Annotated in this window: 12 protein-coding genes; 2 read left to right on the plus strand and 10 right to left on the minus strand. The window is 67.5% G+C overall.

Annotation, left to right across the window (positions count from 1 at the left end; translation table 11 throughout):
• Positions 1 to 77: 77 nt before the first annotated feature.
• From recN to murB, 8 genes are all read right to left on the minus strand, one after another.
• Positions 78 to 1,718: a DNA repair protein RecN gene (gene recN, locus G4Z14_RS13845; protein WP_164626726.1), complete on the minus strand. Its 1,641-nt coding sequence runs from the start codon at positions 1,716 to 1,718 to the stop codon at positions 78 to 80.
• Between the two features lie 36 nt (positions 1,719 to 1,754).
• Positions 1,755 to 2,609 carry an outer membrane protein assembly factor BamD gene (locus tag G4Z14_RS13850; RefSeq protein ID WP_227751739.1) on the minus strand — a complete coding sequence of 285 codons (855 nt, stop codon included), beginning with the start codon at positions 2,607 to 2,609 and terminating at the stop codon, positions 1,755 to 1,757.
• A 139-nt stretch (positions 2,610 to 2,748) separates the two neighbouring features.
• On the minus strand, positions 2,749 to 3,666 hold the full coding sequence (gene lpxC / locus G4Z14_RS13855; protein WP_164626728.1) for a UDP-3-O-acyl-N-acetylglucosamine deacetylase: 918 nt from the start codon (positions 3,664 to 3,666) through the stop codon (positions 2,749 to 2,751).
• Positions 3,667 to 3,863: 197 nt separating this feature from the next.
• On the minus strand, positions 3,864 to 5,525 hold the full coding sequence (gene ftsZ, locus G4Z14_RS13860; RefSeq protein ID WP_164626729.1) for a cell division protein FtsZ: 1,662 nt from the start codon (positions 5,523 to 5,525) through the stop codon (positions 3,864 to 3,866).
• A gap of 213 nt (positions 5,526 to 5,738) precedes the next feature.
• A complete protein-coding gene (ftsA, locus tag G4Z14_RS13865) occupies positions 5,739 to 7,073 on the minus strand; it encodes a cell division protein FtsA (protein WP_164626731.1) in 1,335 nt (444 codons plus the stop codon).
• A complete protein-coding gene (locus G4Z14_RS13870) occupies positions 7,070 to 8,101 on the minus strand; it encodes a cell division protein FtsQ/DivIB (RefSeq protein WP_321573050.1) in 1,032 nt (343 codons plus the stop codon). Before G4Z14_RS13870 ends, ftsA begins: the two co-directional genes overlap by 4 nt.
• A complete protein-coding gene (locus G4Z14_RS13875; RefSeq protein WP_227751740.1) occupies positions 8,089 to 9,009 on the minus strand; it encodes a D-alanine--D-alanine ligase in 921 nt (306 codons plus the stop codon). The genes G4Z14_RS13870 and G4Z14_RS13875 overlap by 13 nt, the downstream gene beginning before the upstream one ends.
• A 42-nt stretch (positions 9,010 to 9,051) precedes the next feature.
• On the minus strand, positions 9,052 to 9,993 hold the full coding sequence (murB, locus tag G4Z14_RS13880) for a UDP-N-acetylmuramate dehydrogenase (RefSeq protein ID WP_164626733.1): 942 nt from the start codon (positions 9,991 to 9,993) through the stop codon (positions 9,052 to 9,054).
• Positions 9,994 to 10,242: 249 nt separating this feature from the next.
• Here murB and G4Z14_RS13885 point away from each other — a divergent pair, with 249 nt between their 5' ends.
• The gene (locus G4Z14_RS13885; protein ID WP_164626735.1) at positions 10,243 to 10,944 is read left to right on the plus strand and encodes a Crp/Fnr family transcriptional regulator; all 702 of its coding nucleotides are present in this window, start codon (positions 10,243 to 10,245) and stop codon (positions 10,942 to 10,944) included.
• On the plus strand, positions 10,941 to 11,489 hold the full coding sequence (locus G4Z14_RS13890; RefSeq protein WP_164626737.1) for a DUF4202 domain-containing protein: 549 nt from the start codon (positions 10,941 to 10,943) through the stop codon (positions 11,487 to 11,489). Before G4Z14_RS13885 ends, G4Z14_RS13890 begins: the two co-directional genes overlap by 4 nt.
• Here the strand turns inward: G4Z14_RS13890 and G4Z14_RS13895 are convergent.
• Entirely contained in the window at positions 11,486 to 11,728 is a 243-nt protein-coding gene (locus tag G4Z14_RS13895; RefSeq protein ID WP_164626739.1) for a cytochrome C oxidase subunit IV family protein, read from the minus strand. The genes G4Z14_RS13890 and G4Z14_RS13895 overlap by 4 nt on opposite strands.
• Positions 11,725 to 12,225 (minus strand): cytochrome c oxidase subunit 3, encoded by a 501-nt coding sequence (locus G4Z14_RS13900; RefSeq protein ID WP_227751752.1) that lies wholly within the window; start codon positions 12,223 to 12,225, stop codon positions 11,725 to 11,727. The genes G4Z14_RS13895 and G4Z14_RS13900 overlap by 4 nt, the downstream gene beginning before the upstream one ends.
• Between the last annotated feature and the right edge of the window lie 30 nt (positions 12,226 to 12,255).

Genomic DNA, 12,255 nt, shown 5'->3' on the forward strand with positions numbered 1-12,255 from the left:
ACATCGTCGCTCGTCGGGACCGTGCGGCGCGAGGGGCGCTGGCGACGAGAAGCCGGCGGCGCCCGAGGAGGCGCCAGTCAGCCCAGCAGCGCCCGCGCTGCCTCGCGCGCGGCATCCGTCACCCTGTCGCCGGCCAGCATCCGGGCAATTTCCTCGACCCGGTCGCCCGCGGAAAGCGTCGCCACGCTCGACAGTGTCGTGCCGGCCTCCACCCGCTTTGACACCTGCCAGTGATGCGCGCCCTTGGCCGCAACCTGCGGGCTGTGGGTGACAACCAGCACCTGCGCCCGTTCGGCCAGCGCCTTCAGCCGCCGGCCCACGGCATCGGCTGTCGCCCCGCCGACGCCACGGTCGATTTCGTCAAAGATCATCGTCATGCCGGGGCTGTCGCCCATCAGGCAGACTTTCAGCGCCAGCAGGAACCGGCTGAGTTCCCCGCCCGAGGCGATCTTGTTCAGCGCACCCGCCGGCGCGCCGGGATTGGTGGCGACGGTGAAGGTCACGGCATCCGCGCCCTCCGGCCCGGCCTCGCCGGTGGCGATTTCGGTGGCAAAGACTGCGCGCTCCATCTTCAGCGGCGCCAGCTCGGCCGCCATGGCCGCATCAAGCCGCCCGGCCGCCGCCCGCCGCGCCAGCGTCAGGGCCGCCGCTTCGCGGGCATAGGCGGCATCGGCCTCGGTCACCGCCTTTTCCAGCTTCGCCAGCCCCGCCGCGCCACCGTCGATCGCCGCCAGCCGGCCACGCGCGGCCTCGGCAAAAAAGCCAAGGTCGTCGGGCAGGATGTTGTGCTTGCGCGCAAGGGCGCGAATGGCAAAGAGCCGCTCTTCCAGCGCCTCCAGCTCCGCAGGGTTGAAATCAAGGCCCCGAAGTGCCTCTTCCACCCCACCCGTCGCCTCGCCCAGCTCGATCAAGGCCCGGTTCAGTGCCGCCATCGCCGCGTCAAGCCGCCCCTCGGCCTTGTCCGACGCCCCTTCCAGCCAGCGCAGCGCATCGCGCATCTGCGTCTCGGCCCCCTCGCTCAGCGCGCCATGGGCGCGGGCAATATCGGCGCGGATGCGTTCGGCGCCCTGCATCAGCCGGCGGCGGGCGTCGAGTGTGGCTTCCTCGCCCGGCAGCGGATTGAGCTTATCCAGCTCGGCAACGGCATGGCGCAGGAAATCCTCCTCGACCTGCGCCCGGTCCAGCGCCGAGCGCGCTTCGGACAAGGCGCCGCGCGCCTGCGTCCGCGCCCGCCAGGCCGAGCGCACCGGGCCGGGATCAACCGCGGCAAAGGCGTCGAGCAACGCCCGATGCCCGCGCGGGTTCAACAGGCCGCGGTCGTCGTGCTGGCCGTGCAGTTCGATCAGAGTGTCGGACAGGTCGCGCAGCACCTCGCCCGACACCCGCCGGTCATTGATCCAGGCGGTCTTGCGACCATCGGCCCCGTTCACCCGGCGCAGGATCACCTCGCCCTCTTCGGCGGCAATTCCGGCTTCGGCCAGAATGGCGTAGCCCAAATGGCCCGCCGGCAGGTCGAACACCGCCACCACCTCGCCCTGATCGGCCCCGGCGCGCACCAGCTCGGCCCGGCCGCGCCAGCCAAGCACAAAGCCCAAGGCATCAAGCAGGATGGACTTGCCCGCGCCCGTCTCGCCGGTCAGCACGTTCAGCCCCGGCCCCAGCGTCAGGGACAGACGGTCGATGATCAGCACATCGCGGATATCAAGGCTGCGCAGCATCTTCGCCCCATTGGCCGGGCAATCTGCCCGACGTCGTTACAACCACTCGCCCTTGATCATCTGGCGATAGATGGTTGCCAGCCAGCCCGTGCCCTTGGCCTCGGGCGCCAGCCCCTGCCCTTTCAGCAGCCGGAAGCTGTCTTCGTAGAACGGGCTGGACTGATAGTTGTGGCCAAGGATCGCGGCGGCAGTCTGCGCCTCATCGGTAAAGCCAAGGGCAAGGTAGGCCTCGGTCAGGCGGTGCAGCGCCTCGGCGGTGTGGGTCGTGGTCTGGAAGTCCTGCACCACCACCTTGAAGCGGTTGATCGCCGCCGTGTAATTCCGCCGCTTCAGGTAATAGCGCCCGATTTCCATTTCCTTGCCGGCAAGGTGATCGAAGGCCATGTCGAACTTCATCATCGCCGACTTGGCATATTCGCTGTCGGGATATTGCTCGATCACGGCGCGCAGCGACTGCAGCGCCTGGAAAGTCAGGCCCTGATCGCGGCCCACCTCGTCGATCTCGTCATAATAGGACAGCGCCATCAGATAGGTGGCATAGGCCGCGTCTTCGTCGCCGGGATAGAAATCCAGATAGCGCTGGGCCGCGATGCGGGCCTCTTCGTATTCCTTGGATTTATGCAGGACATAGGCCTGCATGATAAGCCCGCGCTTGGCCCATTCGGTATAGGGATAAAGCCGCTCGACCTCGGAGAAATAGCGCAGGCTGTCACCCGGCTTGCGCGCGGTTTCCAGAATCAGCTCGCCCCGTTTGTAGATTTCCTCCGGCGGAAGGTCGTCCAGCGGAGCGTCTTTCTGGCTTTTCAGCCCTGCACCGCAGGCCGCAAGCGAACCCGCCAGAAGTGCCGTGCAAAGACCCAGCCGCACCGCACTCATGAAATCGCCTGCCATCTTCCGCATATCCTGTGTTCGCAGCCTGCAACGCCACCAAATCAAGCGGAGCCCTCCGCGGGGCCCTTGTCGTCTGGCCTGTCGTAGCACAGAAAAATCCGGGGCGCAAAATGGCTTTCGCTGCCCCGGGCAACAGTTTTCAGGCCGAAAGCGGCAGATCCCGAAGCTGCACGCCGACACCCGGCAACTTGCCGCTGGCAAGGCCAAGGCAATCATGGGTACGCCAGGCCGTCGGGTCGGCGAAAAGCGCGCGCAGCAGGCGGTTGGTCAGCGCGTGACCGGCGCGGATGCCGGTATAGCGACCCAGGATCGGCCCGCCCGCCAGCGCCAGATCGCCCAGCGCATCCAGCATCTTGTGGCGCACCGGTTCGTCGGCATGCCGCAGGCCGCCGGGCGACAGCACCCGGTCGCCTTCGAAGACCACGGCGTTTTCCAGCGTGCCGCCCAGCGCCAGACCGCGCTCGCGCATGGCGATCACCTCGGCATTGCGGCAGAAGGTGCGGCTGTTCGACAACTCGCGCACGAAGGCGCCGTTGGCCATGTTCAGCACCTTTTCCTGCCGGCCGATCGCGGCATCGGTAAAGTCGATGCGGAAGTCGATTTCCAGCATGTCGGACGGCTCCAGCCGCGCCACCGCTTCGCCGTCGCGGACTTCGACCGGCTTCAGCACCTTGATCGCCCGCACTGGCGCGGCCTGCGCCACGATACCGGCCTTGATGAAGGCGGCGACGAAGGGCGCGGCCGAACCGTCAAGGATTGGCACTTCCGGCCCGTCGATGTCGATCAGCGCGTTGTGAATGGCCGAGCCGGCCAGCGCCGCCATGATATGTTCGATGGTAGACACCGACACGCCCGCGGCATTGGCAATCAGGGTGCAAAGTTTCGACGGCACCACGGCATCCCATTGCGCCGGAACCAGCGCGTTGGCGGCAAGATCAGTGCGGCGGAACCAGATGCCGTGATCTTCGGAGGCGGGATGCACCACCATCGTCGCCGGCGCACCGGAATGCAGGCCGACGCCTTGGAAGCTGACCGAACGAACCAGAGTGTTCTGCACCTGAGGATGCTCCGAATGGCGAGGCGCAAGGACCCCTGCTTGGGCCACTAGGTAAGACTGCCGGGCATTTATCTCAATTCACAGTTTGTGACGGTTTGTGACAGCAGGGATCTTCGGCAAGCTCTTGATATAAAATGACAAAGCCCGGACTATGCCGGGCCTTGTCACATCTGTTGCAATCGCGCCTGCGGCGCGACTCAGTTGGCCTGACGCCGCAGGAAGGCCGGAATCTCGATCCGGTCCTGATCGCCCGAGGGTTCCTGCTCGTCGTCATAGGCGGTGACCGGCGGCTGGGCGCGGCCCACCGGCGCGCGCTCGGCCGCGGGTTCGGCATGACCGCCACCGGCCATCCGGCTGATGAGACCGCCGATGCCGAAGCGCGGGCGGCTTTCGGCGGGCTTCGGCGCGGCGGCCGCGGCGCGGGTGGCCTGCGGCTGGGCCATGGCGGCGCGCTGCTGGGCCGGTTGCGGCGCCGGGCCTTTCGACACGGCGGCCTGCAGACGGGCCAGCGCCTCGGGCGAGGGCGAGCCGGGCTGGCGCGGCCGCGGCGCGACAAAGCTTTGCGGATCGGCATCCAGCGCCGAGGTCGCGGTGTGGCGCGGAGCGGCGGCGGCGGCCTGCGGGCGATAGACCGGAGGCGGCAGATCGTTCTCGATCACATCCTCGGGCTCGGGCGCATAGGTCTGGGCAGCGGGCTCGCGGTCAAACAGCGACTGTTCCGGCGCATAGGCGGCGGGTGCGGGGGTCACCGGGGCGGCGGCAACCGGGGTTGCCACCGGCGAGACTGTCAGCGTCATCGGCGCTTCGCGCTTGGGTTCGGGCGCGGTGAAGCTGGCGGGCAAGGGCGCGGCCATGGTGCGACGGGCCACCGGCATTTCCGCCTTGACCTGGGTGACGTCGATGCCGGTCGCCACGACCGAAACCCGCAGCGTGCCTTCCATCGAGGTATCCAGCGTCGAGCCGACGATGATGTTGGCGTCGGGATCGACCTTTTCGCGGATGATGTTCGCAGCCTCGTCCAGTTCGAACAGCGTCAGGTCATAGCCGCCGGTGATGTTGATCAGCACCCCCTTGGCGCCATGCAGGCTGATTTCATCCAGAAGCGGGTTGGCAATGGCCTTTTCAGCTGCCTGGACTGCGCGGTCTTCGCCGCTGGCCTCGCCAGTGCCCATCATGGCCTTGCCCATCTCGTCCATCACCGCGCGAACGTCGGCGAAGTCGAGGTTGATAAGGCCGGGGCGCACCATAAGATCCGTCACGCCCTTGACGCCCTGATACAGCACGTCGTCGGCCATGGCGAAAGCTTCGGTGAAGGTGGTGCGCTCATTCGCCAGACGGAACAGGTTCTGGTTCGGAATGATGATGAGCGTGTCGACAACCTTTTGCAGCGCGGCGATGCCCTCTTCGGCCTGTCGCATCCGCTTGTTGCCTTCGAACTGGAAGGGCTTGGTCACCACGCCGACGGTCAGCACACCCAGCTCGCGCGCGGCCTGCGCGATGATCGGGGCAGCCCCCGTGCCAGTGCCGCCGCCCATGCCGGCGGTGATGAAGCACATGTGCGCGCCCGCCAGATGATCGACGATTTCCTCGATGGTCTCTTCGGCGGCGGCGGCCCCGACGGTCGGGCGCGCGCCGGCCCCCAGACCTTCGGTCACCTTGACGCCCATCTGGATGCGCGAGACCGCCTTGGACTGCTGCAGCGCCTGCGCATCGGTATTGGCCACGACGAACTCGACACCCTCAAGTTGCTGGTCAATCATGTTGTTGACAGCATTGCCGCCGGCGCCGCCCACACCGAAAACGGTGATGCGGGGTTTCAGCTCTTCGCGAGCATCACTCATGATCAGATTCAATGCCATGTTCTGTCCGCCTGTTTATTATGAGCGGTGCGCGCCGCCGGTTGCCGTATCGATCTGTCCGCGTCCTGTCCCCGGGCCGCGATTTGCCGAATTATCCACGATTCTATCCACAAGCATGCCCGAGGTCACGCGAAAAACGCGGTACCACACAAAATATGGGCCGACTTGCGACTGCCTTAGCGGGATATTGCCGGTGCCGCAGGATGTTGCGGGTTACCAGTTGTCCTTGAACCATCTGAAGGCCCTTTTCAACGACCGAGCGGGGTAGCGTTCGGCGGGAATATCGAAATCCCACCATTCGTCCTGCGGATGGGCGGCGAACAGGCACAGGCCAACGGCGCTGGAGAACGCCGGTCCGGTCGCCGCCTGCGGCAGCCCCTGCACCCGCAACGGCCGCCCCATGCGGACCCGCGCGCCCAGAATGCGGCTGGCGAGGCCATCAAGGCCGGGGATCTGGCAGGCCCCGCCGGTCAGCACGATCTGCTGGCTTGGCAGGGTGTCGAAGCCGGCCACGTCAAGACGGGCACGGACCTCTTCCAGAATCTCCTCGACCCGCGGCCGCATGATGCCGATCAGCTCGGTCCGGCTGACCTGACGGCGGTCTTTTTCCCAGTCGCCCGAGTCACCGCCCATTTCGATCATCTCGCGGTCATCCATGCCGGTGGCATGCACGCCGCCGTGCTTGGTCTTGATGCGCTCGGCCACCGCCATCGGCACCTGCAGGCCCTTGGAGATGTCGGAAGTCACATGATCGCCGCCCATGCGCACCGCATCGGCGAAAATCATGTGCTTTTTCATGAAGATCGAAATCCCGGTCGAGCCGCCGCCCATGTCGATGCAGGCCGCGCCGAGTTCCTGTTCGTCCTCGACCAGCGACGAGATCGCCGCGACGTAAGAGGACGAGGCGATGCCGGCCAGTTCCAGATCGCAGCGCTTGATGCAGTAAAGCAGGTTCTGGATGACAGAGGCGTCCACCGACAAGAGATGCATGTCGCACGCAAGCCGGTTGCCGATCTGGCCACGCGGGTCGCCAAGGCCGGTGCGGTGGTCCAGCGCGAAGTTGACCGGATGGGCGTGCAGCACCTCGCGGCCCTCGCCCAGGGGAGGTACGTCGCAAGCGGCCAGCACGCGGGCCACGTCCTGTTCGGACACCACGGAATCCTGCAGGTCCCACTCGCCCGCCAGCCCGTAGCTGCGCGGCTCGGCGCCCGAGAAACAGGCGACCACATGGTCGACCCGCACATTCGCCATCTTCTGCGCCGCCTGCACGGCGGTACGGATGGCGCGTTCGGTCTCGTTCATCACCGAGATTTCGCCAAAGCGCACCCCGCGCGACCGCGTGGTTGCCGCCCCGATCACCCGGAACCCGGCATGCCCCGCGATCGGCCCGACGCCGTCGCTGTCCGCCGCCGGATCACCGCCGTCGAAGCGCAGCACAAGGCAGGCGATCTTCGAGGTGCCAACGTCAAGAATGGCCACCACGCCGCGCTGCATCGCGGTCCGGCGAAGCGCGCGCATGGCGCGCTGGGATTGGTAGAGATCGGTCACAGGTCGCTCTCCGCTTTCTTTTCTTCAGGAACAAGCCCGCGCGCGCGGCGGGCCTCAAGCAAGGCATCTTCGCCCAGACGCAGGATCGGGCGGTGTTCATTGCGCAGGTCGATCGCGGCAAGGTCGCGGGCCAGCAGGTCTTCGGCCTGATCCAGCGCCAAGAGCCGCTCCAGCGCCTGCACCGGACGGTCGGCCGGCAGCATCAGGCGCTGATCGCGGTCCAGCACCATGTCCCAGCGCCGCTCGCCCAGGCGGACCAGCCCGCGCAGCCGTTTCATCAGCGGTCCGGCGGCATCGACCAGCTCCAGCGCCTCGGCGGCGGCGGCATCGGCCCCCTCGCCCGCGATCACCGGCAGATCGGGCCGGTCGGCCCGGGTGGCCAGCCCCGCGACGCGGTGGCCGGTGGCATCAAGCAGCGTCAGCCCCTCGGCGCGGCGCCAGATCAGCGCCGGTTCGCGCTCGGTGATCGTCACCTGCAGCACCCCGCCCGACCGCACCGCCAGCTCGGCCCCCGCGACGGCGTCAAGCCCCTCGGCCCGTTCGCGCAGCACGTCGAGATCAAGATCAAAGGACGAGGCCGGGAAGCTCACGGCCAGCCGCGCCCGCACGGCGTCGGCCAGATCGGGAGAGGCCCCCTCGACCGCCAGCAGGCTGACGCGAAACTCGGGACGAGCCTGAAACTGGTCGGTGATCTGGGCAATGCCGCCGGCAATCGCCGCACGGCGGCCTTCGCTGGCCAGCACAAGGCCGATCACCGCCGTGATCGCCAGCGCCGGCAGTCCCACGCGGAACAGCACCCGAAACACCGGCGTCAGCATCAGCCGCTGCATCTTGTAGTCCCAGTAGCTCGGTGCCGGATCGTGGCGGCGCGCGCCTTTCGGCTCGGCGGGCCGGGCCTCGCCCGAGGCCCCCATCGCAGCGCCGCGCGCCGCCCCGATGACCGCCCCTTTCGCGGCCCCCACCATCGCGCCGCTCAGGCCGCGACGCGGGGCATGCAGGGGCGGAGGCTGGCGGTTCAGCGGTTGCACGAGGCATCCTCCACCATCCAGCGGCACAGCTCGGGAAAGGAAATGCCGCAATAGGCCGCCTGTTCGGGCGCCAGCGACGTCGGCGTCATGCCCGGCTGGGTGTTGGTCTCCAGAAGGATCAACCCGGCCAGTCCCCGCGCCTCGTCCCAGCGGAAATCGGTGCGGCTGACCCCCCGGCACCCCAGCGCGACATGGGCGCGCAGGGCGTAGTCCATGCAGGCGTCGGCAATCTGTTGCGGCACCTGCGCCGGCAGCACATGGCGCGAGCCGCCGGTGGAATATTTGGCGGTATAGTCATACCAGCCTTCGGTCAGGATGTCGGTCACGCAAAGCGCACGATCCCCCATCACCGCCACCGTCATCTCGCGGCCCGGCGCATAGGTTTCCACCATCACCACCTCGGGCATGGTCTCGGCCAGCCGCGGCGCATTCGAGCCGGGATGCACGATATAGACCCCGACCGACGAGCCTTCGTTGTTCGGCTTCACCACATAGGGCGGCGGCAGCACATGGCGGGCCTCGACCTCCTCGCGGCTGGCGAGCCTGCTTTGCACCACGGGCAGACCGGCGGCGACATAGACCTCTTTCGCCTTCTGCTTGTCCATCGCAAGCGCCGAGGCCAGCACGCCCGAATGGGTATAGGGGATGCGCAGCCATTCCAGCAGGCCCTGCACGCAGCCATCCTCACCCCAACGGCCATGCAGGGCGTTGAAGGCGACATCCGGCTTGATTTCGGCAAGGCGCGCGGCCAGATCGGGGCCGCAATCGACCTCGACCACCTCATATCCGGCCTCCCGAAGGGCATTGGCGCATTCACGCCCGGATGACAGAGACACCTCCCGCTCTGCGGAAGGCCCACCCATCAACACCGCCACTTTGGAGACCATCCGCCCGGATGTTCCCGCCATGTCTTACTGCCTCAGCCCGGGGGTTTTCCCCCGTGATCTTGGTTATTCGGGAAGGTGTTCGCCGACCCGCATGATTTCCCACTCTAGCGTGATACCGCTCTGTTGGAAAACCCTTTTTCGCACTTCCTCTCCCAGATTTTCCAGATCGGCGGCCTTCGCCCCTCCGGTGTTGATGAGGAAATTGGAGTGCATCGGGCTCATCTGCGCCCCGCCAAGGCGCGCGCCGCGCATTCCGGCGGCGTCGATCACCTTCCAGGCCTTCAGATCATGCACGTCATCGGCGCGGCCGGTCGAGGAAAACCCGGCCGGATTGCGGAAGGTAGAGCCGGCCGAGCGGTCCTTGGTCGGCTGGCTGGCATCGCGCTTGGCGATCTGGTCGGTCATGCGGGCCTCCAGCGCAGCGGGGTCGCCGCGATCCGCCCGGAAGGTGGCCGACACGACCACCCAGCCCTCCGGCAGCGTCGAAGAGCGATAGGCCAGATGCAGATCGGGCGCCGAAATTCGCCGAATTTCGCCCGCGCGCGTGACCACGCGCACTTCGACCAGATTGTCGGCGACGTAGGAGCCATAGCAGCCCGCGTTCATCCGCACTGCCCCGCCGATCGAGCCCGGAATGGTGCGCAGGAACGTGAGGTCCAGCCCCGCCTCGGCTGCCTTGCGGGCGACATGGGCGTCCAGCGCCGCCGCCCCTGCCGTGACGGTGTCGCCCTCGACCGCGATGCCGTTGAAGCCGCGCCCGAGACGGATCACCACTGCCCGGATGCCGCCATCGCGCACGATCAGGTTGGAGCCCACCCCCATGGGGAACACTGCAACCGAAGGGTCCAGCCCGGCAAGGAACGCAGCCAGGTCGGCCTCGTCCGCCGGGTTGTAAAGCCAGTCGGCAGGCCCGCCGACACGCAGCCAGGTCAACTCGGCCAGAGGCCGGTTCGGGGTGAGCGTGCCGCGCACGGGGGGAAGCTCGGGAGGAAGGGTCTGGGTCATGCGCCCGGTGATAGGGGCAAAGCGCGGGCTGGGCAAGTTTGCCGATCCCGCGGGGCGCCGCGCCGGGTCAGCCCTCTGCCAGCCGCGGCGCGCGGCCCTGCGATCGGAGGCGCTTGACAGGCCGCGCGCCGGGCTATCAAAGGGGCCTCGCCACGCCCGGACTGAACGGCTAGGCAAGGGGCGCCTGAATTGGCATAAAGAGGTCCAGGGCGGCGGCGTGCCCCGAAGACCCCACAGCAGGAAAGCGTCATGCGGGAAGAACATCGGACACTTGCGCGCAATTCGCTCCTTCTGTCGGCGGCCCCCGAGCCGGTGGCGCAGAAGATGCTCGAGGCGGCGCGGGTGCGGCCCTTCGACCGTGGCAGTACGATCTTCCTGCAAGGCGAACGGGCGACCGCAATCCATATCGTCGCCGACGGCTGGGTGAAACTGTACCGCGTCGCCCCGAACGGGGCGGAGGCCGTGGTCGGGGTCATCACCAAGGGCGCCAGCTTTGGCGAGGCCGTGGCCTTTCGCAACGACAACTATCCGGTCTCGGCCGAGGCGGTCACCGATTGCACCTTGATCCGCATCGAGTCCGATGTCCTCTTGCGGCAGCTGCGCGAAAACCCCGAGGTGGCGATTTCCCTGCTGTCGGCGACCTATATCCACCTGCACAACCTCGTATCGCAGGTCGAGGCGCTGAAGGCGCAGACCGGCTCGCAGCGCGTGGCCGAATTCCTGCTGGAACTCGCCTCCTGCCCCGCCGGGGCCTGCGAGGTGACACTGCCCTATGACAAGGTGCTGATTGCGGGCCGTCTGGGCATGAAGCCCGAAAGCCTGAGCCGGGCCTTCGCCCGGTTGAAGGACCATGGCGTCACCATCAAGCAGAACGTGGCTGTGATTGCCGACGTCTCGACCCTGCGCGACTTTGTCGAGGAAGACCCGGCGCTGGCGTGGTCGCGCGGATGACGGGCGATCTGGCAGCGGCGCTGGCCGCCATCGATACCGCCAACGCCGCCGACCCCAAGGGCGAGGCGCTGGTCTACGGCCAGCGCATGACCGAAGAACTGGCGCGGCTGTTCCCCGATGCCTCCGATGTGCTGGCGATTGCCGCGCGTGGCCAGCATGTCGAACGCTGGCTTCTGCCGCGGGCCGATTACCCCGAAGGCAAGGCGGGCTATCTCGCCTGGCGCCGCGAACAGGGCCGGCGGCATGGCGAGCGGGTGGCCGGGATCATGGCGGCGGCGGGCTATGGGCCGGAGGATTGCGACCGCGTGGGGGTCCTCCTGCGCAAGGAGGGCCTCAAGCACGACGCCGAGGTGCAGGCGCTGGAGGATGTGATCTGCTTTGCCTTCCTGCGCTGGTATTTCGCGCCCTTCGCCGAAGGGCGCGAGGCGGCCGCGCTTCTGGACATCGTGGAAAAGACCGCGCGCAAGATGTCGCCCGAAGGACGCGCCAAGGCCTTGGCCGAGTTTGTCCTGCCCGAGCCCTTCGCCGCCGCATTCCGCAGCTAGGCCGCCAGCGCCAGCCCCGCGAAGGCCATCAGCACAAACGCCAGCACAAGGTCAAAGCCACGCGCCCAGACCGGGCTTTGGCTGAGGTCGAGGTAATGCCGCAGGATCAGCCGCGACTTCAGCCCCGCCAGCACCAGCACCCCCAGCACCAACCCGGCGCGGGAGGGGTTCGCCGCTGTCAGCGTGGCGGTCAGCAGGGAAAGGCCCACGAGCGCGGCCCAGATGTAATGCAGCTTCATAACAGATAGACCACCGGCACCAGCAGCACCCAGACCAGATCGACCATGTGCCAGAAGGCCGCGGCCACGCCGACCGGGCGGGGTGCGGGCCGGACGGCGACCAAGAGGAGCAGCACCATGCCCGCCAGCACATGCGCGGCATGAAATCCGGTCAGCAGATAGGAAAAGGTAAAGAAGGCATGGGTTTCCGTGCCGATGCCTTGGGCGAAGAGAGCGGCATACTCGCTGGCCTTCACCGCAAGGAACACCGCGCCAAGCCCGGCAGCAAGGATCAGCAGCAGCCGCGCAAGGCCGGGTCGCGCGGCGGCAAGACGGACGGCCAGCGCGGCAAGATAGCCCGAGCTGACCAGAACCACGGTGTTCACCGCCGCCCCGACGCGATGCAGATGCGATTGCGCCTCGGCAAAGCCGGCCGGGTCGGTAAGGCGCGTGGCCAGCAGCGCCAGCAGCCCCGCGCCGAACACGACGAGCTCCGAGATGATGAGAACCCAGATCATCAACTCGCCGGGCAGACCCCCTGCCCCCTC

Source organism: Tabrizicola oligotrophica (assembly GCF_011008935.1).
Taxonomy (GTDB): domain Bacteria; phylum Pseudomonadota; class Alphaproteobacteria; order Rhodobacterales; family Rhodobacteraceae; genus Tabrizicola_A; species Tabrizicola_A oligotrophica.